The 23221-nt window shown below is 66.8% G+C and carries 20 protein-coding genes; 10 read left to right on the forward strand and 10 right to left on the reverse strand.

Annotated elements, in window-relative coordinates:
- Position 1 precedes the first annotated feature (1 nt).
- The gene (locus ASD72_RS03715) at positions 2-1672 is read left to right on the forward strand and encodes a hypothetical protein (RefSeq protein WP_056878644.1); all 1671 of its coding nucleotides are present in this window, start codon (positions 2-4) and stop codon (positions 1670-1672) included.
- Between the two features lie 81 nt (positions 1673-1753).
- Here ASD72_RS03715 and ASD72_RS03720 read toward each other — a convergent pair whose 3' ends face one another.
- Both ASD72_RS03720 and ASD72_RS03725 read right to left on the reverse strand, forming a co-directional pair.
- Positions 1754-2212 (reverse strand): cytochrome c, encoded by a 459-nt coding sequence (locus ASD72_RS03720; RefSeq protein WP_056878645.1) that lies wholly within the window; start codon positions 2210-2212, stop codon positions 1754-1756.
- Positions 2213-2219: 7 nt separating this feature from the next.
- On the reverse strand, positions 2220-2618 hold the full coding sequence (locus ASD72_RS03725; RefSeq protein WP_056878728.1) for a cytochrome c: 399 nt from the start codon (positions 2616-2618) through the stop codon (positions 2220-2222).
- Between the two features lie 371 nt (positions 2619-2989).
- Between ASD72_RS03725 and ASD72_RS03730 the strand changes: the two genes are divergently transcribed.
- From ASD72_RS03730 to ASD72_RS03740, 3 genes are read left to right on the forward strand one after another with little or no spacing between them, the layout of a single operon-like run.
- Positions 2990-4132, forward strand: a complete 1143-nt coding sequence (locus tag ASD72_RS03730) for an efflux RND transporter periplasmic adaptor subunit (protein WP_056878646.1) — start codon at positions 2990-2992, stop codon at positions 4130-4132.
- Positions 4129-7644, forward strand: coding sequence for an efflux RND transporter permease subunit (locus ASD72_RS03735; RefSeq protein ID WP_056878647.1), 3516 nt, complete (start codon positions 4129-4131; stop codon positions 7642-7644). Before ASD72_RS03730 ends, ASD72_RS03735 begins: the two co-directional genes overlap by 4 nt.
- Complete coding sequence (locus ASD72_RS03740) at positions 7641-10751, forward strand: efflux RND transporter permease subunit (protein WP_056878648.1); 3111 nt, start codon at positions 7641-7643, stop codon at positions 10749-10751. The genes ASD72_RS03735 and ASD72_RS03740 overlap by 4 nt, the downstream gene beginning before the upstream one ends.
- Before the next feature lie 65 nt (positions 10752-10816).
- On the opposite strand, the gene ASD72_RS03745 is transcribed toward ASD72_RS03740, so the two are convergent.
- From ASD72_RS03745 to ykgO, 8 genes are all read right to left on the reverse strand, one after another.
- The gene (locus ASD72_RS03745) at positions 10817-12052 is read right to left on the reverse strand and encodes a TraB/GumN family protein (RefSeq protein WP_056878649.1); all 1236 of its coding nucleotides are present in this window, start codon (positions 12050-12052) and stop codon (positions 10817-10819) included.
- 4 nt (positions 12053-12056) lie between these two features.
- Positions 12057-12587, reverse strand: coding sequence for a GNAT family N-acetyltransferase (locus tag ASD72_RS03750; RefSeq protein ID WP_056878650.1), 531 nt, complete (start codon positions 12585-12587; stop codon positions 12057-12059).
- 9 nt (positions 12588-12596) lie between these two features.
- Positions 12597-13481, reverse strand: coding sequence for a carbon-nitrogen hydrolase (locus ASD72_RS03755; RefSeq protein ID WP_056878651.1), 885 nt, complete (start codon positions 13479-13481; stop codon positions 12597-12599).
- A gap of 94 nt (positions 13482-13575) precedes the next feature.
- Positions 13576-14892: an MFS transporter gene (locus tag ASD72_RS03760; protein ID WP_056878652.1), complete on the reverse strand. Its 1317-nt coding sequence runs from the start codon at positions 14890-14892 to the stop codon at positions 13576-13578.
- Between the two features lie 7 nt (positions 14893-14899).
- Positions 14900-15850: an aldo/keto reductase gene (locus ASD72_RS03765; protein WP_056878653.1), complete on the reverse strand. Its 951-nt coding sequence runs from the start codon at positions 15848-15850 to the stop codon at positions 14900-14902.
- A 121-nt stretch (positions 15851-15971) separates the two neighbouring features.
- Positions 15972-17003 (reverse strand): agmatine deiminase family protein, encoded by a 1032-nt coding sequence (locus ASD72_RS03770; protein ID WP_056878654.1) that lies wholly within the window; start codon positions 17001-17003, stop codon positions 15972-15974.
- 32 nt (positions 17004-17035) lie between these two features.
- On the reverse strand, positions 17036-17362 hold the full coding sequence (locus tag ASD72_RS03775) for a hypothetical protein (RefSeq protein ID WP_056878655.1): 327 nt from the start codon (positions 17360-17362) through the stop codon (positions 17036-17038).
- Between the two features lie 122 nt (positions 17363-17484).
- Complete coding sequence (gene ykgO / locus ASD72_RS03780; RefSeq protein ID WP_010342887.1) at positions 17485-17610, reverse strand: type B 50S ribosomal protein L36; 126 nt, start codon at positions 17608-17610, stop codon at positions 17485-17487.
- 173 nt (positions 17611-17783) lie between these two features.
- Here ykgO and cmk point away from each other — a divergent pair, with 173 nt between their 5' ends.
- From cmk to ASD72_RS03810, 6 genes are all read left to right on the forward strand, one after another.
- Positions 17784-18461, forward strand: a complete 678-nt coding sequence (gene cmk / locus ASD72_RS03785) for a (d)CMP kinase (RefSeq protein ID WP_056878656.1) — start codon at positions 17784-17786, stop codon at positions 18459-18461.
- 152 nt (positions 18462-18613) lie between these two features.
- Positions 18614-20305, forward strand: coding sequence for a 30S ribosomal protein S1 (rpsA, locus tag ASD72_RS03790; protein WP_056878657.1), 1692 nt, complete (start codon positions 18614-18616; stop codon positions 20303-20305).
- Between the two features lie 93 nt (positions 20306-20398).
- Positions 20399-20704 carry an integration host factor subunit beta gene (locus ASD72_RS03795; protein ID WP_056878658.1) on the forward strand — a complete coding sequence of 102 codons (306 nt, stop codon included), beginning with the start codon at positions 20399-20401 and terminating at the stop codon, positions 20702-20704.
- A 71-nt stretch (positions 20705-20775) separates the two neighbouring features.
- A complete protein-coding gene (locus tag ASD72_RS03800; RefSeq protein ID WP_056878659.1) occupies positions 20776-21054 on the forward strand; it encodes a LapA family protein in 279 nt (92 codons plus the stop codon).
- A gap of 3 nt (positions 21055-21057) precedes the next feature.
- A complete protein-coding gene (lapB, locus tag ASD72_RS03805; RefSeq protein WP_056878660.1) occupies positions 21058-22236 on the forward strand; it encodes a lipopolysaccharide assembly protein LapB in 1179 nt (392 codons plus the stop codon).
- Positions 22236-23213 (forward strand): hypothetical protein, encoded by a 978-nt coding sequence (locus ASD72_RS03810; RefSeq protein WP_081420123.1) that lies wholly within the window; start codon positions 22236-22238, stop codon positions 23211-23213. Before lapB ends, ASD72_RS03810 begins: the two co-directional genes overlap by 1 nt.
- Positions 23214-23221 lie beyond the last annotated feature (8 nt).

Consider the following 23221-nt stretch of genomic DNA (forward strand, 5'->3'; position numbering starts at 1 on the left):
GGTGACGAACGCCACCGACGTCATCGCGCACCTGCTGCCACGCAAGGCAGCGACCATCGTCGAGCGTCACACGGGCCTGCCCTTCGGTTGGGGGCTGTGGCTGCGCGCGTTGCCCGAGCGATTGGGGCGCATCACCCGCGAACGCGCGGATTCCGTTGTCGCGCTGTTCGCCGCGCGTGCGCCACGGCCGGCCGATCCGGTGCCGCCGGTCCCGGGCCGCATCAAGGCGCTGCGCTCATTGCTTTACCAGGGCTGGGGACCGCCGTCGCGCGAAGAGCGCTGGATGCGCTGGACGGCAGGCTTCACCAGCACGCTGATGCATGTGGCGTTCTTCATGTTCCTGCTGTGGGTGGCGTTGGTGAACATTCCTCCGCCCGAGCCGGACACCGGCGACGACAGCAGCCGCGTCCGCCTCGAAATGATCGGCCAGGGCTCGCCGGACGAGGTGGGGGGCGCTCCGCAGGCCGGTGAGCCGACGACGGCGGCGCCATCGCCTTCCGAGCGCCCGGCTTCCGCCGCCACGACCGCAACCGAGACCGCGCCCCCCCCCTCGGCGGAACCTCCGGCGCCCGTCCCCACCGAAGAGACCGCGGCGGCAGCGCCCGAGGTCATGCTGAGGCAGCCGGATGTGCAGGCGCGCGAACTGGCGCCACCTGCGCTGGCCCAGCAGCCCATCCGGGTAACGGAAGTGCCCGAGCCCACCCGCGCTTACGTGCTGCCGCCGACGACACCGCGCGAACCTGAGCTCCGGCAGCCCGCGCCACGCGAGGCCAGCGTGCGTGCGCGCGAAGTCGCAGCGCCGGTCGAGGCGCCCGTGCTGCGGCATGCGACGCCCACGCGCGTCGTCGACGTCGCGCCAGTCGCGGCGCGGCCGGCGGATGTGCGCGAGCGCGAAGTGCTGGCGCCGGCGCCACAACCGCGTACCGTGGCCGTGCCGACGCGTGAGGTCGCGCCTCGTGCCGTCAGTACGCCGCAACGCGATGTCAGGCAGGCGCAGGTGCGTGAACCGTCGCCGGCCCCACCGTCCCCCACACCGTCTGCGTCTTCAGTCGCGAATGCGCCTGCATCGACGCCTTCGCAAACGACCGCCCGCTCGAACGCGCCGTCCCCATCGCCTTCGACTGCGCCTCGCGGCACGGCGCCGATAGCCGGCGCACCGGCGGTCGCGCCGACGGCCAAACCGGGTGGCTGGACGACGCCGAATCGTGCCGACGATTGGGGCAACGCGAGGCGCAACATCGCCGGCGACAGCGCGGCGGACGGACAGGGCAAGGCCGGCCTCTACAACGCCGACGGCAGCCTGCGCGTACCGGGCGATGCCGGCGAGAACACGGCCCAGCGCGGCGCGCCCGGTGGCGACAACGACCATTGGACCCGCGAGCGCCTGGAAGAATCGGGTACGTGGCTGCAGCGGCCGCCGTACGACTACGAGCCCACCAGCTTCGACAAGTACTGGGTGCCGAGCGAATCGTTGCTGGCGGAGTGGGTGCGTCGCAACGTGAAGGAAATGGAGATCTCGATCCCCGGCACCAACCTCAAGCTGAAGTGCACGATTTCCGTGTTGCAGTTGGGCGGCGGTTGCGGCCTGGGCAACTTCTTCCCGGATCCGCCGGTCGCACGGCCGCCGCCGGAGATCCCGGTGAAGCGCAAGCCGATCCCGACCGACAGCTGAGGGTTTGCGCGGTAAGGGTGCTGAAACGAAAAACGGAGCCTTGCGGCTCCGTTTTTTTGTCCCCGGTGAAGGGCGTAAGGATTACTTGTGCACGCCGTGCAGATCGCGCAGCTGCGACGGACGCGAACCGAAGTACGCCGCCAGGTCGGAGATGTCCTGGTCGCTGAGCGTGGCCGCCTGCGGCCCCATCAGCGCATGCTGGCGGTCGCCGCTGCGGTAGGCCTGCAGTGCGTGCGCCAGGTAGTCGCCGTACTGGCCACCCAGCTTCGGATACGTGTCGTCGATGGGCGCATTGCCTTCGGCGCCGTGGCAGTCCACGCAGCTCTGGCCGGTGGCCTGGCCCTTGGCCTTGGCGAGTTCCTCGCCCTTGGCGATGTGGCCCTTGGGCAGGCCGGCGGACGAACTGGAACCATGTTCACCGCTGGCATGGCCGGGGTTCCCGGCCGAGACCTCCGTGTTTTCCACCTTCGAACATGCCACCAGGGCGAGGGCAGCGAGCAGGGCGATGGCTAGACGCTGGGCGTGCTTGGCGTTGGGCATGGTGGGCTTACTTGACGGTGGAAAGGAAAGCGGCGATGTCGGCGATGTCCTGGTCGCTGAAGCTCTGCGACTGGGCCTGCATCGTGGGGTGCTTGCGGTTGCCGTTGCGGTACTCGGTCAGCGCGTTGGCCAGGTAATCGGCCGACTGGCCGCCGATGCGCGGCACATGGAAATTCGGGTAGGCGTTCTTGTAACCCTCGATGCCATGGCAACCCTGGCAGGTGTACGTCAGGGTGCGGCCGGTCTCCGGGTTGCCGACCAGCGGCTTCGGCGCGGCAGCGGGAGCAGCGGCAGGCGCCGCGGCTTCGACCGGGGCCGGCGTGGCCGGGGTTTCCTGTTGGGCGGTCAGGGCGGCCAGCGGGAGGGCGGCCAAGGCAAGGCAAGCGGCGAGCGGCAGCAGTCGCATCATTCTCGGGAAACTCTCAGGTTGCGCGCGCCACGTACCACCGCGGCGCTTGGCTGAACGCAAGTATAGCCTGCGACCGAATGTCGCGCACAGGCGCCGCATGCCACCGCATGTCCGTGAAGCGCGCGCCGACCGCCGGACGGTTTCCGTCGCGGACACGTGGCGAGCGTTGCAGAGGGAGAATGAAGCGATGCGTTGTCCGGCATCGCGCGCCGTCAGCGAAGCAACCTTCCATCGTTCCCGCGCATCGCAAGCGGGAGCCCCGAGCACGACGCCCGACGCAAGTCACCATGACCTTCGGCGCATGGAAGTTGTTCAGGGGTGATATACCTTCATACAACACCACCACAACACCACCACGGTACCGTCCCATGTCCCGACCCAGCCTCCATTCCGGCCGTCCTTACCTGCGCCTGGCCCTGGTGCCCGTCCTGTTCAGCCTGCTGGTCCTGACCGCCTGCAAGGGCGGCGGCCCGACCCCGGAGGCCCAGGCCAAGAACGGCGAAGCCCCGAAGGAACCCGACGCGGTGCCGGTCGAGGTCGCCAAGGCCACCCACCGGCCGGTCGCCGCCAGCTACAGCGGCACGGCGGCCCTGGAGGCCCTGGGCGAATCGCAGGTGGTCGCCAAGACGTCGGGCGTCGCGCTGGCCGTCCTGGTGGAAGAAGGGCAGGTGGTCCGTGCCGGCCAGGCCCTGGTCCGGCTGGACCCCGACCGCCTGCGCCTGCAGGTCGCGCAGGCCGAGGCCCAGATGCGCAAGCTGGAGAACAACTACCGCCGTGCGCAGCAGCTGGTCGAGCAGCAGATGATCAGCGCCAACGACGTCGACCAGATCAAGTACGACCTAGAGAACGCGCGCGCCGTCTACCGCGCCGCCGCGCTGGAACTGTCCTACACCACGGTCACCGCGCCGATCTCGGGCGTGGTCGCCTCGCGCTCGATCAAGACGGGCAACTTCGTCCAGATCAACACGCCGATCATCCGTGTCGTCGACCAGTCGCGCCTCGAAGCCACGCTCAACGTACCGGAGCGCGAGCTGTCCACGCTGAAGGCCGGCCAGCCGGTGGCGCTGGCGGTCGATGCGCTGCGCGGCAAGGTGTTCCAGGGCACCGTGGACCGCATTGCGCCGGTCGTGGACGCGGGCAGCGGCACGTTCCGCGTGGTGTGCTCGTTCGCCAGCGACGGCGTGCTGCAGCCGGGCATGTTCGGCCGCATCAAGATCGATTACGACCAGCGCGCCGACGCCCTCGTGGTGCCGCGCGTCGCGCTGCTCGACGATGGCGACCCGGCGGTCTACGCCGTGCGCAACGGCAAGGCGACGCGCCTGCCGGTCAAGCTGGGTTATGTGGACGGTGAGTGGATCGAGGTGCGCGAAGGCCTGAAGGCCGGCGACCAGGTCGTGACCGCCGGCAAGGTCGCGCTGCGTGAAGGCAGCACGGTGCAGGTGATCGGTGCCGAACCGGCCAAGGTGGCTGCCAAGGCCGACGCCGACAAGACCGCCGGAACCAAGCAATGAGCGCGCCCGGCCACGCACCCGGGGACCAGGATCCCCACGCAGGGAGTGGTGGCACGCTGGGCGGGGGACTCGTCGAGTTCTCCACCCGCCGTCGCGTCACCATCGCGATGTTCTGGATCACGATGTTCCTGTTCGGCGTGATCGCGCTGGGCTCGCTGAAGGTCAATCTGCTCCCCGACCTGAGCTACCCCACGCTCACGGTGCGCACCGAGTACACCGGCGCGGCACCTTCGGAAATCGAAACCCTCATCAGCGAGCCGGTGGAAGAAGCCGTCGGCGTCGTGAAGAACCTGCGCAAGCTGAAGTCGGTCTCGCGCACCGGCCAGAGCGACGTCGTGCTCGAGTTCGCCTGGGGCACGGACATGGACCAGGCCAGCCTGGAAGTCCGCGACAAGATGGAAGTGCTGTCGCTGCCGCTCGAGGCGAAGGCGCCGGTGCTGCTGCGCTTCAATCCGTCCACCGAGCCGATCCTGCGCCTGGTGCTGTCGAACAAGCAGGACCCGAAGAACGACGCCGATTCGATCCGCCTGCTGACCGAATTGCGCCGTTACGCCGATGACGACCTGAAGAAGAAGCTGGAGCCGGTCACCGGCGTGGCCGCGGTCAAGGTCGGCGGTGGCCTGGAAGACGAGATCCAGGTCGATATCGACCAGCAGAAGCTGGCGCAGCTGAACCTGCCGATCGATACCGTCATCCAGCGCCTGCAGCAGGAGAACATCAACATCTCCGGCGGCCGTCTGGAAGAAGGCTCGCAGCGTTACCTGGTGCGTACGGTCAACCAGTTCGCGACGGTCAACGAGATCCGCGAAATGCTGGTGACCACGCAGAGCGGCGGCGACAACGCCGCGGCGTCCGCGGCGGCCCAGATGGCGGCGATTGCGGCCTCGACCGGCTCGGCCGAGGCGATGGCGGCGGCCGCGTCGGTGCAGAGCGCATCCGGCGGGAGTGGCAGCGTCGTCGCCGGCGGCATGCCGGTGCGCCTGAAGGATGTCGCTGACGTGAAGCAGGGCTTCAAGGAACGCGAGGCGATCATCCGCCTGGCGGGCAAGGAAGCGGTCGAGCTCGCCATCTACAAGGAAGGCGACGCGAATACCGTCTCCACTGCCGAAGCGCTGAAGGCCAAGCTGGAGCAGCTCAAGCAGCAGGTGCCGCCGGACGTCGAACTGACCATCATCGATGACCAGTCGCTGTTCATCGAGCACGCCATCAGCGACGTCAAGAAGGACGCGGTGATCGGTGGCGCGCTGGCCATCCTGATCATCTTCCTGTTCCTGCGCGATGGCTGGAGCACCTTCGTCATCAGCCTGTCGCTGCCGGTGTCGATCGTCACCACGTTCTTCTTCATGGGCGAACTGGGCCTGAGCCTCAACGTCATGTCGCTGGGCGGCCTGGCGTTGGCGACGGGCCTGGTGGTGGACGACTCCATCGTGGTGCTGGAGAGCATCGCCAAGGCGCGCGAACGCGGGCTGGGCATCCTCGAGGCGGCCATGGTCGGCACGCGCGAAGTGAGCATGGCCGTGGTGGCGTCGACGTTGACGACCATCGCCGTGTTCCTGCCGCTGGTGTTCGTGCAGGGCATCGCGGGCCAATTGTTCCGCGACCAGGCGTTGACGGTGGCCATCGCCATCGGCATCTCGCTGATCGTGTCGATGACGCTGATCCCGATGCTGAGCTCGCTGAAGGGTCGTCCGCCGCTCGCATTTCCCGACGAAGCCCCGCATCCGCAATGGAAGCCCGCCTCGCGCTGGCAGAAGCCGATCGCCGCGAGCGGTCATGGCATCGGTGCGACCTTCCGTTACGCGTTCTTCGGCGTCGCCTGGCTGGTCGTGCGCGTCTGGCGCGGCGTGGTGGCCGTGGTCGGGCCGGTGATGCGCAAGGCCTCCGACCTGACGATGGCGCCGTACCACCGCGCCGAGTCCGGCTACATGCGCCTGCTGCCGGCGTCGCTGCATCGCCCGTGGCTGGTGCTGGGTTTCGCGGCTGCCGCGTTCGTGGCTTCGCTGGCGATGATGCCGTTGCTGGGTGCGGACCTGATCCCGCAGTTGGCGCAGGACCGGTTCGAAATGACGGTCAAGCTCCCGCCCGGCACGCCCCTGGCGAAGACCGACGCGCTGGTGCGCGAGTTGCAGAACAAGCACGCCAAGGCCGAGGGCATCCATGCGCTGTACGGCGTGAGCGGTAGCGGCACGCGCCTGGACGCCAACCCCACCGAGAGCGGCGAGAACATCGGCAAGCTCACCGTGGTGATGGCGAACGGCGGCAACGAAACCATCGAGGCCCGCGAAACCGAAGCGCTGCGCTCGACGATGAAGAACCATCCTGGTGCCCAGGTCGACTTCAGCCGTCCGGAGCTCTTCAGCTTCTCCGCACCGCTGGAAGTCGAACTGCGCGGCCAGGATCTGGCGAGCATCGAGCACGCGGGCCAGAAACTGGCGGCCCTGCTGCGCGCCAACCCGCACTACGCCGACGTCAAGTCGACGGTGGAGCAGGGCTTCCCCGAGATCCAGATCCGCTTCGACCAGGAACGCGCCGGTGCATTGGGCCTGACGACGCGCCAGATCGCCGATGTGGTGGTGAAGAAGGTGCGCGGCGAAGTCGCCACGCGCTACAGCTTCCGTGACCGCAAGATCGACGTGCTGGTGCGTGCGCAGGAGAACGATCGCGCGTCGGTGGAGAGCATCCGCCGCCTGATCGTCAACCCCGGCAGCGCCCGCCCGGTAACGCTGTCCGCGGTCGCCGACGTGGTGTCCACCAGCGGCCCCAGCGAGATCCACCGTGCCGACCAGGTGCGCGTGGCCATCGTGTCGGCCAACCTGCGCGACACCGACCTCGGCAGTGCGGTGCAGGAAGTGCAGAAGCTCGTGGCGGAGAACCCGCTGGGTGCCGGCGTGGGCATGCACATCGGCGGCCAGGGCGAGGAACTGCAGGAATCCGTCAATTCGCTGCTGTTCGCGTTCGGCCTGGCCGTGTTCCTGGTGTACCTGGTGATGGCGTCGCAGTTCGAATCGCTGCTGCATCCGTTCGTCATCCTGTTCACCATCCCGCTGGCGCTGGTGGGCGCGGTCGGTGCGCTGTTCCTGACCAACTCGCCGGTTTCGGTGGTGGTGTTCATCGGCCTGATCCTGCTGGTCGGCCTGGTGACGAAGAACGCCATCATCCTGATCGACAAGGTCAACCAGCTGCGCGAGGCCGGTGTGGCCAAGCGCGAGGCACTGGTGGAAGGTGCACGTTCGCGCCTGCGCCCGATCATCATGACCACGCTGTGCACGCTGTTCGGCTTCCTGCCGCTGGCCATCGCGCCGCTGTTCGGCAGCCCGGGTGCGGAAGTGCGCTCGCCGATGGCGATCACCGTGATTGGCGGTCTGCTGGTGTCGACCCTGCTGACGCTGCTGGTCATCCCGGTGGTCTACGACCTGCTGGACCGTCGTGCGGACGACTACTACCTGGAGCGTGGCCGTCGCGCGCGCCGCCTGCAGGCCCTGCAGCCCGACGGGGAGGGTGAGCCCGCATGAGCGTCGCGGAGTTCAGCATCAAGCGACCCGTCACGGCGGTGATGTTCTTCATCTCGCTGTTCGTGATCGGCCTGATCGCGGCGATCCGCCTGCCGCTGGAAGCCTTCCCCGAGGTGTCGCCCCCCTTCATCTTCGTGTCGCTGCCTTACACGGGCTCGACGCCGGAGGAAGTGGAGCGCACGGTGCTGCGGCCGGCGGAGGAAGCGCTCTCGACGATGGCCGGCATCAAGCGCATGGAGTCCAACGCCAAGGCCGAGGGCGCCCAGATCTTCATCCAGTTCTCGGACTGGGACCGCGACGTAGCGATCGCCGCCTCCGAGGCGCGCGAGCGCCTGGATGCGATCCGCGACGACCTGCCTGACGACCTGCAGCGCTACTTCGTCTTCAAGTTCTCCACCACCGACCAGCCCGTGTTGCGGGTACGCCTGGCCAGCAAGACCGACCTGACCGGCGCGTACGACATGATCGAGCGCGAGTTCAAGCGTCGCATCGAGCGCATCCCGGGCGTCGCGCGCGTGGACGTGTCAGGCGCGCCGCCGAATGAAGTCGAGATCGCGATCAACCAGGACCGGTTGACCGCGCACAACCTCAGCCTCAACGACCTGACCGCGCGGCTCCAGGCGGTCAACTTCTCGATCTCCGCCGGCGTGATCAGCGATGGCCCGCAGCGGTTGCGCGTGCAGCCGGTGGGCGAATTGACCGACCTGCAACAGCTGCGTGATCTGGTGGTCGGCAGCGGCAACGTGCGGTTGGGCGACATCGCCGACGTGCGCCTGAAGCCGGCGCGGATGGATTACGGTCGCCGCCTGGACGGTCAGCCAGCCGTCGGCCTGGACATCTTCAAGGAGCGCAACGCCAACCTGGTGGACGTGTCCAGCAAGGCGCTGGCCGAGGTCGAGGCCATCCGGGCCGAGCCCGAGATGAGCGATATCCAGGTCAAGATCATCGAGAACCAGGGCGACAACGTCACGTCCTCGCTGATCGAACTGGCGGAAGCCGGCGTGATCGGCCTGGTCCTGTCGATCGTCGTGCTGTGGTTCTTCCTGCGCCATTGGCCGTCGGTGTCGATGGTGACGCTGGCCATCCCGATCTGCTTCGTGATGACGCTGGGCTTCATGTACTTCGCTGGCGTCACCCTGAACATCCTGTCGATGATGGGCCTGCTGCTGGCCATCGGCATGCTGGTGGACAACGCCGTGGTGGTCGTGGAGAGCATCTACCAGGAGCGCGAGAAGTACCCGGACAATCCCATCTGGGCCTCGATCGTCGGTACGCGCCACGTCGCCATCGCACTGTCGGCGGGCACGCTATGCCATTGCATCGTGTTCGTGCCCAACCTGTTCGGCGAGCGCAACTTCCTCAGCATCTACCTGGGGCAGATCGCGATCACCATCTCGGTGTCGCTGTTGGCCTCGTGGCTGGTCGCGGTGAGCCTGATCCCGATGATCTCGGCGCGGCTGAAGACGCCGCCGCTGGTGAAGACGGAGAAGGGCATCATCCCGCGCATGCAGAACCGCTACGCTGGCCTGCTGCGCTGGACGTTGGAACACCGGGGCTGGAGCGTGCTCGGCATCCTGCTGATCATCGTGGTCAGCTTCGTGCCGATCAAACTCACCAAGTTCGACATGTTCGGCAACGATGGTGGTGGCGAAGCGGAGTTGTACTACCAGTGGAAGGGCGCCTATACCAAGGAGCAGATGTCGGCCGAGATCCTCAAGGTCGAGCAGTTCCTGGATGCCAATCGCAAGAAGTACCGGATCACCCAGGTGTACTCGTACTTCAGCGAACAGGGCTGGGGCGGTACGCAGATCAAGTTCGACACGGAGAAGTCCAGCGAGACCAAGCCGATCGTCGAACAACTGCGCAAGGAGTTGCCGAAGTCGGCACGTGCCAACATCGGCATCGGTGGCGATGGCGGCAACCAGGGCGGCGGCGGCCAGCCCGGCCAGAGCGTGTCGTTCCAGCTGGTGGGCGACTCCACCCAGACGCTGGGTGAGATCGCGGCCGAGCTCGTGCCGATCCTCGGCAAGCGCAAGGAGCTGCGCGACGTCCGCGTCGATGTCGGCGACCAGAACAGCGAGCTCAACGTGCGTGTCGACCGTGAACGTGCGGCGGCCTTCGGCTTCAGTTCGCAACAGGTGGCCAGCTTCGTTGGCGTGGCGCTGCGTGGTGCCCCGTTGCGCGAGTTCCGCCGTGGCGAGACCGAAGTGCCGGTGTGGGTACGCTTCGCGGGTGCCGAGGATTACGGCACCGAAGACCTGGCCGGCTTCATGGTGCGCGCGCCGGATGGCCGCACGGTGCCGTTGCTGAGCCTGGTGGATGTCGGCATCACGCCGTCGGCCACGCAGATCCAGCGCACCAACCGCCAGACCACGTTGACCGTGCAGGCGAACCTGGCCGAAAAGGTCACCGTGCCGGATGCGCGCAAGGCGATGGAAGAGACGCTGAGGGGCATGTCGTTCCCGGCAGGCTACAGCTACTCGTTCGACGGCAGTGCCTTCCAGGAAGACGACGAGGCGATGGGGCAGATGATGTTCAACCTGCTGATCGCCCTGGTGATGATCTATATCGTCATGGCCGCGGTGTTCGAGTCGCTGTTGTTCCCGGCGGCGATCATGAGCGGCGTGCTGTTCTCGGTGTTCGGCGTGTTCTGGCTGTTCGCGCTGACCGGCACGACGTTCGGCATCATGTCCTTCATCGGCATCCTGGTGCTGATGGGCGTGGTGGTGAACAACGGCATCGTCATGGTCGAGCACATCAACAACCTGCGACGGCGCGGCATGTCGCGGACGGATGCGCTGGTTGAAGGCAGTCGTGAGCGCCTGCGCCCGATCCTGATGACGATGGGCACGGCGATCCTGGCGATGGTGCCGATCGCGATGGCCAACACGCAGATGGCGGGCGATGGTCCGGCTTATGCGCCGATGGCCCGTGCCATCGCCGGCGGCCTGGCATTCTCGACGGTGGTCAGCCTGCTGTTCCTGCCGACCATCTACGCGATCCTGGACGACCTGCGCAGCGGTACCGCACGGGCGATCAAGCGGGCCCGTGGCGGGCGCGGAGAGGCACCGGCGGCGGCGAGCGTCGCAGCCCTGCACGTCGAGTGATGCAGGCCTTGGAATGAAAAGAGCCGGGCAATGCCCGGCTCTTTTTTTGCTTCCTGGAACCGGGATCAGCCGACCAGCTTGCCCAGCATCCTCAATCCGCCGGTCCATACACCGATGGCGGTGCCCAGGCTGGTCAGGAAGAAATTCAACAGCACGCGCGCGACGCGGTTCTTCCACCAGCCGCGCGTGGTCTGCACATCGTCGCGAAGCGCCATGAAGTCCGCATAGGTCGGCTTGCGCAACGTCGCTTCCACGAAGGCGCTGACGGTGCCGGAGGCCAGCGCGGGATGCAGCGGCGTCAGCGGCGATGCGATGAAGGCGGCGAGGACGCTCAGCGGATGGCCGCCTGCGATCGCGCACCCCAGGGCGCCCAGCAGGCCCGTGGCCAGCACCCATTGCACGAGCAGGTCGGAGCCTACGTCCACGCCGCCCTGCCAGAAGCCCCAGGCGAAACCACCGACCAGGAACGCGCCGATGATCAGCTCCATCCACGGCATGCGCGACTTGGGCTTCACGGTTTCCAGCGAGCGACGGAGCTGCGCGGGGTCTTCCGCGTCGTCCCTGAGATGGCGGACGAGGCCGGGCAGGTGGCCTGCGCCAACCACCGCCAGCACGCGATAAGGCGACGCCTTCCCGTTAGGCGCACCGGCGGCGACCTGGCGCAATGCGGAGGCCATGTACTGGTCGCGTTCGGCGATGATCGTGCTGTACAGCTGTGGGCTTTCCGTCGCGAACTCGCCGAAGCTCGATTCCAGCATGTCGCCCTGCTTGAGCTTCTCGATCTCGTCGTCGCCCACTTCCTCGTCGGCGAACATGCTGGCGAGGATGCCGGCCCCCACCTTGGTGCGTTGCCACCAGCCCAGCGACTGCAGGGCGCGCTTGAAGGTCAGGCCGACTTCGCGATCGATCAGGTGCACCGGCAGCCCACGTGCCTGCGCGTCCAGCGCGCCGGCCTTCAGTTCTTCGCCGGGTTCGACGCCCAGTTGTTCGGCCAGTCGCCGCTGGTAGGCGGCCAGTGCCAGGTTGGCGGCGAACAGGTGCGTCTTGCCTTCTCGGATCACCTTGACCAGGTCCAGCCGCGCGAGCGTGTCGGGATCGGTCAGCGACTGCAGGCGGCCGGCATCCAGCTCGACCGCGACGCTGTCGTAGTCACCGCTGGCCACGGCGGCGCGCACGGCGTCCACGCTGGCGCGGGAGACGTGCGCCGTACCCAGCAGGGTGAAGCGGACGCCGTCGCGTTCGACGATCTCGTGGGGTTGGCCCTGCAGCGGGTCGGTGGCAACGGTATTCGTGTCGGTCATCGTGTCATTCGTCTTGCGGAGGCGCGTCGGTGCCGGCGCCGAGGGTGCGTTGCATCTGCACGGTATCCAGCCAGCGGCCGTGCTTCCAGGCGATGCCGCGGAAGATGCCGACCAGGGTGAAGCCGAACTTCTCGTGCAGGCGGATGGAGGCGCTGTTGGTAGGCTCGCCGATCACGGCGATCATCTGCCGGTAGCCGCGGGCCTCGCAGGCGTCGATCAGCGCCTGCATCAGCGCGCCGCCGATACCGCGGCCCTTCAGGCCGGGCACCACGTAGACGGAATTCTCGACCGTCTTGCGGTAGCCGATGCGGGCGCGATAGCTGTTGGCATAGGCATAGCCGGCGAACTGCCCGTCCAGTTCGGCGACGAGATACGGATAGCCGCCATCGAGCACAGTGCGCATGCGCTGCGCCATCTCGGCTTCGTCCGGCACGTCGTACTCGTAGGTGTTGACGTGCTCGCGGACTTCCGTGGCGTAGAGATCGGAGATCGCCGGCACATCGGCCGGCGTGGCATCACGGACGATCAACGGCACGGGTGGGCCTCAGTCGATGTAACGCTTGAGCAGGTCGCCGTAGGCGTCGATGCGACGGTCGCGCAGGAACGGCCAGATGCGGCGCACATGCTCGCTGCGCTGCAGGTCGACGTCGGCCATCAGGATGGTCTCGTCGCCACCGGCTTCGGCGATGAACTCGCCCTGCGGGCCGAGCACGTGGCTGTTGCCCCAGAACTGGATGCCCGAGGCACCGAGCGGCGACGGCTCGTGGCCCACACGGTTGCAGCTCAGCACCGGCAGGCCATTGGCGACCGCATGGCCGCGATGGCTCAACACCCACGCATCGCGCTGGCGGTTCTTCTCGGCCTGTTCGTCAGAGGGGTCCCAACCGATCGCGGTCGGATAGAGCAGCAGATCCGCGCCGGCCAGCGCCATCAGGCGCGCGGCTTCCGGATACCACTGGTCCCAGCACACCAGCACGCCCAGGCGGCCGACGGAGGTGTCGATCGGCGTGAAGCCGATGTCGCCGGGGGTGAAGTAGAACTTCTCGTAGAACCCCGGATCGTCCGGGATGTGCATCTTGCGGTACTTGCCCGCGATGCTGCCGTCCTTTTCGTAGACGACGGCGGTGTTGTGGTACAGCCCTGCGGCGCGGCGCTCGAACAGCGAGGACACCAGCACCACGCCGTGTTGCTTGGCGAGCTTGCCCAGGCGCTCCGTGCTGGGGCCCGGGATCGGCTCGGCCAGGTCGAATTCCTGCACCGATTCGTGCTGGCAGAAGTAGGCGCCGTTGTGCAATTCCTGCAGCAGCACGAGCCGGGCGCCGCGCCTGGCGGCCTCGGCCACGCGCGCTTCGATGACCGACAGGTTGGCGTCGGCATCGCCGTGGTTGCGTTCCTGGATCAGGGCGACGGGCAGGGTGGTGCGGTTCATCGGGGCGCGATCGGGCAGCGGCGGGGAAGGGGACGCATGGTACCGCGTCCACCCCTCACGCAGGCGCACGCGGCGTGAACACGCCGTACCACGCTCAGGACGTCGCGGCCCGTTCGCGGCGGCGATGTTGGCGGCCGAGCGCCAGTCCCGTCGCGGCCCATGCCAGCGCCACGATGGTGCCGATCAGCATGGCCACGGAAGGATGCTCGGCGAGCACGTCCAGCGCGCGCTTGACCCAGCCGCTGAAGGCGTCGCCGCCGCGATACACCACGGTGTCGATGAAGTTCTTGGCCTTGTACTTCTGCCCTGGCGGGACGACGGTGTAGAGCATCTCGCGGCCGGGGCGGACGAAGGCGTATTCGCCCGCGCGACGCACCACCATCACCACCACGAACACGCCGAAGACAGGCGCCAGCGCCAACCACAGGAAGCCAGCCGCCATCACCAGCGGCACCCCCACCAGCAGCACGCCCACGCCCAGGCGCTGGGCGATGCGGCCCGTGATGAACAATTGGCTGAGGATGGCCAGCGCCTGCACCACCGTATCGATCGTGCCGAAGACCCGCGTCTGCTGTTCCTTGTCCGGGAACAACTGCTCCACCAGTTTGGCCTGTTCGAAGTAAAGGAAGGTCGTCACCGTCGCCAGCAGCAGCACGAACAGCGCGATGCCGGCGAGGTAGGGCGACTTGAACACTTCGGTGGCGCCGGCGAACGGGTTCCCGCCCAGTGGTGCACGTCGTTGCTCGGCGGTACTGGTGCCCTGTGGCAAGGGGTGCGCGTCGCGCCACTGGTGCAGCCACAACGCCGTCGCGCCGCTCGCACCCATCAGCAGCGCCGACAGCAGCATCAGCCCGCCATGCCCGAGGCTGCCGACCAACAGGGTGGTCAGCAACGGACCCGCCAGCCCGCCCAGGCTCGCCCCGCTGGCGATCAGGGCAAAGAGGCGTTTGGCCTCGCTGCTGGCCAGGACGTCGGCGAGCACGCTCCAGGCGAGCGAGATCAGCAGCAGATTGATCACCGACACCCAGATGTAGAAACCCCGTGCCAGCCAGACATCGTCCGGCTTGGCCAGCAGCGCCAGTCCGAACGCCAGCAGGCTGGCGACCACTGCGCCGAACACCCAGGGCAGGATGCGCCGGCGCGACACCTTCGACGCGATCCAGCCGAATACCGGCAATACGATCAGCGTGGCCACGAACGTGCCGGTGAACAGCCACTGCAGGTTGTCGACGCCACCGGCGACGCCCATCGTTTCGCGGATCGGTCGCAGCATGAAGTAACCGGCGAACAGCAGGAAGAACATCAACAAGCCGGCGCCCACCGCGGGCGCTTCATGCGGGGCGACGTTGAACAGCCGTGACAGCAGGCGCGTCAGTGCGCTGCGCTGGGCGACATCGGGGGTGGAGGGCATGGAAGGCTCAGGCGAGGGCGGCGATCAGCGCATCGCGCTGGGCGGAGGTCAGGTCCGGACCGATGCCGGCCCTGAGGTTGTCGGTCTGCCGGTCCGGCTTGCCCGTAGCGGGGATCACCGCCGTCACGGCGGGGTGGCTGAGCGCGAATTTGAGGAAAGCCTGCGCCCATGACGTCACCCCGGCCTCGGTCAGGGCGGTCGGAACCGGTTTGTCTTTCACCTGCGCGAACAGCTTGCCGTCCTCGAACGCGCGATTGATCAGCACGGCCACGCCCAGATCCCGGGCCAGTGGCAGCACGCGCTTCTCGGCGCCGCGGCTCGCCACCGAATAATTGATCTGCAGAAAATCGGGCTTTTCGGCCTGCACCACGTCGGCCAGCTCGTCCTGCGCGCGCTCGACGTAGTGGGTGACGCCCACGTACTTCACTTTGCCCTGCGCCTTCAACTCGCGCGCCACGGCCATCTGGACCTTCAGGTCGCCCAGGTTGTGGATCTGCAGCAACGCGACCTTGTCCGTCTTCAGGCGGCGCAAGGTGTCCTCGAACTGCGCGATGCCCGCCTCGCGTCCGTTCACGCCGGACAGCTTGGTGGCCAACCAGGCTTTCGTGGTCAGGCCCTGCTCGGCGAGCAGGACGCCCATGACGTCTTCGGCCACGCCGTAAGTAGGCGCGGTATCGATCAAGGTGGCGCCCGCAGCGAAGAACCGTTTCAGCACTTCGCGCAACGGATCCAACTCGGCCGGGCTCTGGCCGACCTGGAAGCTGCCGGACGTGCCCATCCCGATCACCGGGATCTTTTCGCCGGTCGATGGGATGGCGCGCGTGTTCAAGGGGCCGGAAGCAGCGGTGCGTGCGCTCGCCTTCGGCGCTTGTGCCTGGGCGGCATCGCGGCAGGCGGCCAAGCCGAGGCCGGCGGCCGCGATCGCGGAGGTGGTCAGGAACTTGCGTCGCGTGTACACGGCCGTCTCCTTCGGGGAAACGGTCGTTATCGGGGATCAACGGGCGCGGGGTGTAAACGAAACGTTCAATCTGCGCCCAACTGATGTCACGGTGCCATGAGCCGTGGCGCCGAAGCGTGGCTCAGCCCAGCAGGCCGGCAGGCAACTGCATGGTGATGCAGTGCAGGCTGCCGTTCTGCCAGATCAGGGCGCGGCAGGGCACCTGCACGATCTCGCGGTCCGGATAGGCCTGCGCCAGCACGGCGGCGGCGGCATCGTCCGCAGCGTCGCCGTAGGCCGGCATCAGCACGGCACCATTGATGATCAGGTAATTCGCATACGACGCGGCCAGGCGTCGTCCGTTGTCGATCACCGGCTGCGCCCACGGTAGCGGGAACGCGCGGTACGGACGGCCGTCAGCCGTGCGCAGCGCGGCGATGTCCGCCGCCATCGCCTGAAGCTCCGCATGGTGTGCGTCGGAAGCGTCATCGCAGGCCTGGTAGACGATGGCGTCGTCCGGGGCGAAGCGGGCGAGAGTGTCGATGTGGGCGTCGGTGTCGTCGCCTTCCAGGTAGCCATGGTCCAGCCACAGCACCCGGTCCTGTTTCAGCCAGCCCGCGAGTTTGCCCGTCAGGGCCTCACGGTCGGCGTCGGGATGGCGCTCGTGCAGGCACTGCCAGGTCGTCAGCAGCGTGCCGGCGCCATCGGTTTCGATGGCCCCACCTTCCAAAGCAAAATCAATGCTTTGGACGAAATAGTTATGAAACAACTGCATGCCGGAAAGTTCGCCGACCAGGCGGTCATCGCGGCTGGCTTCGTACTTGCCGCCCCAGCCCGTGAAGCGGAAATCCAGCAGCTTGAAGCGTTGGCCGTCGCGCAGCGTGATCGGGCCGGAGTCGCGCAGCCAGGTGTCGTCGTACTCCGCCGGCACGAAGCGCACCTTGCCCATGTCCACCCGAGCGGAGCGCAGGCGGGCTTCGGCATAGGTCTGGAGGTCGTCGTCGGCGACGCAGATCACCGCCGGCTGGAACCGGGTGATGGCAGCGACCAACGCTACGTAGGTCTCTTCCACGTCCGCCAGGCGGTCGGCCCAGTCGGTATCGGCGTGCGGCCACGCGATCAGGACCGCGGATTGGGGTTCCCACTCCGCGGGGAAGCGAAAGGCATCGGTCATGGCATCAATGTCGCGGCCGCGCCGCGCGGGTCTCAGCGGATGGGGGGCTTGGGGCCGACTTCTTCGGCACTCGCCTTGTTGATTACCACGTCGATGACGCGGCTCTTTTCGAAGTATACGGTGAAACCCGGATACACCCAGCGATGGATCACGGGCCACTGGCGCTTCTGTCCACCGCGCGGTTCCAGCTTCTGCTGCGGGGCGCCGAAGCGGGCTTCCACGTCGGCCGCGGTCTGGCCGCGGACAGGCGCGGCGGCAGGGGTTTCCTGCGCACGCTCGACCAGCAAGGTGTCGGCGAACGCCGGGCCGGACAGGCCGAGCAGGGCGATCAAGGGCAGGGCAAGGACGCGACGGCTCATGGTTGGGTTCCCCTAGGTGACCCGCCTTTTATAGCAAAAGCCGTAAAACAAAAAACCGCCCAGAGGCGGCTTTTTGCGCTTTGCCTAGGACGCCGTGAAGCGGCCTGGCAGGCGGACCGTTCTTAGCGCTGACGCGCCTTGAAGCGGGGGTTGGACTTGCAGATCACGAAGACCTTGCCGCGGCGGCGGACCACCTTGCAGTCGCGGTGACGGGCCTTCGCCGACTTCAGGGAGGACAGGACCTTCATGAGTTGAAACCTCGGCGTAAATGTATGGGGTGAAGCGAAGCCCGCTATTCTAGCGGCAATTCCATAGCCGGATCAAGCGGTTGCATGACGCTGCCCGGGAACCCCGTTCGAGTGCCCGTCGGCGCCGGTCCCGAGAGCCCTCATAATGGCGCATCCGAACCCTGGAAGCCCGCATGTCCGACTTCGTTCCCGTCCTGACCATCGATGGCCCATCGGGCGCCGGCAAGGGGACCGTCAGTCGGATCGTCGCCATGAGGCTGGGCTGGCACTACCTCGACTCGGGGGCGCTCTACCGCGCCGTGGGCGTGGCCGCCAGTTGGGCGGATCTGGACGTGTCCGACCCTGCGGCCCTGGTCCGCTGCGCCTTCGATACCCGGGTGAGCTTCCGCGATACGGACGTGGGTTTGCGCGTGATCGTCGACGATCTGGATGCGACCGACGAGCTTCGTCTGGAAACGACCGGGGCGCTGGCGTCGGCCATCGCGGCCATCCCCGAGGTTCGTGCCGCCCTGAAGGAACGGCAGCGTGCTTTCCGCCAGGCGCCGGGATTGGTGGCGGATGGTCGGGACATGGGAACGGTCATCTTCCCGGACGCCTCCTATAAGGTGTTCCTGACCGCCAGCGCTGAGGAGCGGGCTGAAAGGCGGTATAAGCAGTTGAAAGACAAAGGGGTTTCAGTCACAATCGACGGTCTGCTACGCGAGATCCTCGCTCGTGACGCCCGTGACGCCCAGCGCACGGTGGCGCCCCTGCGGCCGGCCGACGACGCCGTCCTCATCGACACCACCGGTCTCGGCATCAACGCCGTCGTCGAACGCGTGCTGGCCCTGGTGCCGGTGCGCCCGGGCTAGTTCCCGCGCCGCAGAAAGCCCCGTGCGGAATCCTCCGCGCGGTATTCAAACCACAACACTCACGGCCATACGCATCCCGCGCAGGCCGACAACGGGTGGACCGTTGCGCTTTCCGTGCGTGCCGGTCTGTGTCATCAACTGAGTATTCAACAATGACCGAATCATTTGCCGAACTGTTTGAACAGAGCCAGACCCAACTGGCCAAGCTGAAGCCGGGCGCGATCGTCACCGGCGTCGTCGTGGAAGTCCGCAACGACGTCGTGGTGATCAACGCCGGTCTGAAGTCCGAAGGCATCGTGCCGATCGAACAGTTCCGGAACGACGCCGGCGAAATCGACGTGGGCGTGGGCGACGAGGTGAAGGTGGCCCTCGACTCGATCGAGAACGGCTTCGGCGAAACCGTCCTCTCGCGCGAGAAGGCCAAGCGCGCCATGGTGTGGGACGAGCTGGAGCAGGCGCTGGAGAAGAACGAAACCATCACCGGTCGCATCAGCGGCAAGGTCAAGGGTGGTTTCACCGTCGACATCAAGGACGTCCGCGCGTTCCTGCCGGGCTCGCTGGTCGACGTGCGCCCCGTGCGCGACCCGGGCTACCTGGAAGGCAAGGAGCTTGAGTTCAAGCTCATCAAGCTGGATCGCAAGCGCAATAATGTGGTGGTCTCCCGCCGTGCGGTGGTCGAGAGCGAGCATTCGGAAGAGCGCGAGCAGCTGATGGACAAGCTGCAGGAAGGCGTGGTGCTGAAGGGTGTGGTCAAGAACCTCACCGACTACGGCGCGTTCGTGGACCTGGGCGGCATCGACGGCCTGCTGCACATCACCGATATGGCCTGGAAGCGCGTGCGCCATCCGTCCGAAGTCGTGGAAGTCGGCCAGGAGCTGGACGTCCGCGTGCTGAAGTACGACCGTGAGCGCAACCGCGTCTCGCTGGGCCTGAAGCAGCTGGGCGAGGATCCGTGGGACAACATCGCCCGCCGTTACCCGGCCAACAGCCGCGTGTTCGGCAAGGTCTCCAACGTCACCGATTACGGCGCGTTCGTCGAGATCGAGCCGGGCGTCGAAGGCCTGGTGCACGTGTCCGAGATGGATTGGACCAACAAGAACGTCAACCCGTCCAAGGTTGTCCAGGTTGGTGATGAAGTCGAAGTCATGGTGCTGGACGTGGACGAAGAGCGTCGCCGCATCTCGCTGGGCATGAAGCAGGTCGCCGCCAATCCGTGGGAAACCTTCGCGGCCACCCACAAGAAGGGCGACAAGGTGTCCGGCCAGATCAAGTCGATCACCGACTTCGGCATCTTCATCGGCCTGGACGGCGGTATCGATGGCCTGATCCACCTGTCGGACATCAGCTGGAACACCACCGGCGAAGACGTCGTGCGCAACTTCAAGAAGGGCGACAACCTGGATGCCGTTGTGCTGGCCGTCGACCCGGAGCGCGAGCGCATCAGCCTGGGCGTCAAGCAGCTGGAGCAGGATCCGTTCGGCCAGTACATGGCGTCGCACCCGAAGGGCACGAAGGTCGAAGGCACGGTCAAGGAAGTGGACGCCAAGGGCGCCACGATCGAACTGGCCGACGGCATCGAGGGCTACGTTTCGGCCCGCGACATCAGCTACGACCGCGTGGACGATGCCAGTCAGCATCTGAAGGTCGGCGACAAGGTCGAAGCCAAGTTCATCGGCATGGACCGCAAGGGCCGCACGCTGCAGCTGTCGATCAAGGCCAAGGACGAAGCCGACACCGCTGAAGCGCTGGCCGAGTACAACAAGACCGCCGCTGAAGCCGCTACCGGCACCACCAGCCTGGGCGCGCTGCTGCGTGCACAGCTGGATGGCGGCAAGTCCGAGTAATCGGCTGCCGTTTGTTCGACCCTGTTAGTACCGTCCCCACCGGCCCGGGTTCGCCCGGGCCGGTGCGGGTACATCCGCTCTGACGCATAGCCGATGACCAAGTCCGAACTCATCGAAATCCTGAGCCGTCGCCAGCCACACCTCAAGGCTGAGGACGTCGACCTCGCCGTGAAGTCCCTGCTGGAAATGATGGGGGGCGCACTGTCGCAGGGCGACCGGATCGAGATCCGGGGTTTCGGCAGTTTTTCGCTGCACTATCGTCCGCCCCGCATGGGCCGCAATCCCAAGACCGGCGAGTCCGTTGCGCTGCCGGCGAAGCATGTCCCGCATTTCAAGCCCGGCAAGGAGCTGCGCGAGCGCGTCAGCGACGTCACGCCGATCGAGGAAGCCGGCGAGTAAGCCGCCCTCGGGCGCGTGTCGTACCGCGCCGTCTCCGTTAAGCTAGGCGTCGTCCTGCACGGAGTCGCCTGATGAATACCTTCCGCCTGGTCGTCGCGCTGCTGTTCCTGGCCTACGGACTCATCATCGGCGTACTCAATACGCAGCCGATCACCCTCAAGCTGGTCTTCACCGAGTTCCAGACGTCATCCGGCGTCGGGATCATGCTGTCGCTTCTCCTGGGCGTCGTCATCGGCGGTCTGATCGTGGTCGCGACCGTGGCGTGGCCCCTCTATGCGAAGCTGCGCAAGGCGAACCGCCAGGCGGCGCCAGGCAGCGTCGCCCCGGCGTCGCTGGACGAGGGTACCTGAGCCATGGCTTTCCTGACCGAGTGGTTCTGGTTCTTCCTGTTCCTGCCGCTGGCAGCGTTGAGCGGCTGGATCATCGGCCGGCGCGGCGGGCAGCGACACGGCGACACCCAGGTCAGCCGTCTCTCGAGTACCTACTTCCGTGGCCTGAACTACCTGCTCAACGAGCAGCCCGACAAGGCGATCGAACTGTTCCTCCATATCGCGGAGCTCGACAAGGAGACGTTCGAGACGCAGGTCGCGCTGGGTCACCTGTTCCGCCGACGGGGCGAGGTGGATCGTGCCATCCGATTGCACCAGGGGCTGGTGCAGCGCCCCGACCTCAATGATCAGCAGAAAGTGCAGGCCCTGCTCGCGCTCGGCGAAGATTACATGCGTTCCGGCTTGCTCGATCGAGCGGAGACCGTCTTCAGCGACCTCGCACGCATCGATCAGCGCGCACCCCAGGCGCTCAAGCACCTGATCGGCATCTACCAGGCCGAGCGTGACTGGGAAAAAGCCATCGACAACGCGCGCCGTTACGAAGAGGTGACGGGCGAGCCGATGGGCAAGTTGGTCGCGCAGTTCGAATGCGAACTGGCGGAACGCCAGCGCACGGCGAACAGCATCGATGCGGCCCGCGCTGCGGTCACACGTGCCTATGAAGCGGATGCGGGCAGCGTGCGTGCCGGCATCATCGAGGGCCGGATCGAGGTGGATGCAGGCAATGCCGAGGCTGCGATCCGTGCCTTCGAGCGCGCCGCCCGCCATGATCCGGACTACCTGCCGGAAGTGCTGCCCAGCCTGCTCGCAAGTTACGACCAGACGGGCGATCTCTCGGGCGCGCGGGCATTCCTTTCGGAGATGTGCGAGCACTATCGCGGCATCGCGCCGGTCCTTGCGCTGACCAAGCTGGTGGAACGCCAGGATGGCGTGGCAGCCGCGCGCGCCTACCTTGCGCGGCAGCTCAAGGACCGGCCTTCGGTCCGTGGCGAGGCTGCGCTGATCGACCTGACCCTGGCGGAGGGCGCCGATCCTTCCGCGACGCTCAACGACCTGAAGCACATCACCGACCAGCTGCTGGTGCGCAATCCAAGCTACCGCTGCACCCGCTGCGGTTTCGGCGCACGGACCCACCACTGGCAATGCCCAAGCTGCAAGGAGTGGGGCACCATCAAGCCGCTGCTCAACTACGCGGTGGTCTGATGCCGGCATTGCCCGTTTGGCTGCTGCTGCACTTCGCGGGTGCGGCCATCGGCACTTGGCTGGCGAGGCGGTACGCCCTGAAAAGCAATCTCCTGGACCAGCCAGGCGAGCGACGCAGCCACGTAGTGCCCACCCCAAGGGGAGGTGGTATTGCGATCGTGGCCATGGTGCTGCTGGCCGGCGCCCTTGTCGGATTCCAGTCCCCCGGCGATCGCTGGCTGCTGTGGAGTTTCGGCCCCGGGTTGCTGATGGTGGCGGGGATCGGCTGGTGGGACGACCACCGCCCCCTTTCGCCATGGGTGCGGCTGGCGGTACATGCGATCGCGGCCGCGCTGCTCGCGCTCGGCATCTGGTCGGCCACCGGGGGGGCGGGCTACGCGATGGTCGCCTTCCTGCTGGCGATGGGGCTGGTGAATGTCTGGAACTTCATGGATGGCATCAACGGGTTGGCCGCAAGCCAGGCGTTGCTGGCCGCGCTGGCCTATGCGGCCCTCATGCCGGGAGGCGGTGGCCTGCCATGGTTGGCCTGGAGTCTGTTCGCCGCCTGCGCGGGCTTCCTGCCGTTCAATTTTCCCAGGGCGCGCATCTTCCTTGGCGACGTGGGCAGTGGGGCGCTGGGGTATGCGCTGGCGGCACTGGCAGCCACCTCGATGGCGGCTTCTCCTCGGGAGGGCATGCCGTTGGTGCTGCTTCCCTTGTGTGCTTTCCTTGTCGACGCCGGCTTCACACTGGCGTGGCGCATGCTGCGCCGCGAACACTGGTGGACCCCTCATGTCAGCCATCTCTACCAACAGGCCGCACGCCGATGGGGACACAGTGCTGTAACCGTGATTTATTCGGTGTTCGGTAGCGTTACCTTATTGTTAACCTTCACATTGTCGAATACGGCGCCGGAAACGACGGCGATGGGCGTAGCAGGCACATACGGCGTAGGCGGCGCGTTGTGGGTTTTATTGCGCAGAGGACGGCGCGACTAGCACCTGGA

The sequence above is a fragment of the Pseudoxanthomonas sp. Root630 genome (assembly GCF_001427585.1).
In the GTDB taxonomy this organism is placed as follows: domain Bacteria; phylum Pseudomonadota; class Gammaproteobacteria; order Xanthomonadales; family Xanthomonadaceae; genus Pseudoxanthomonas_A.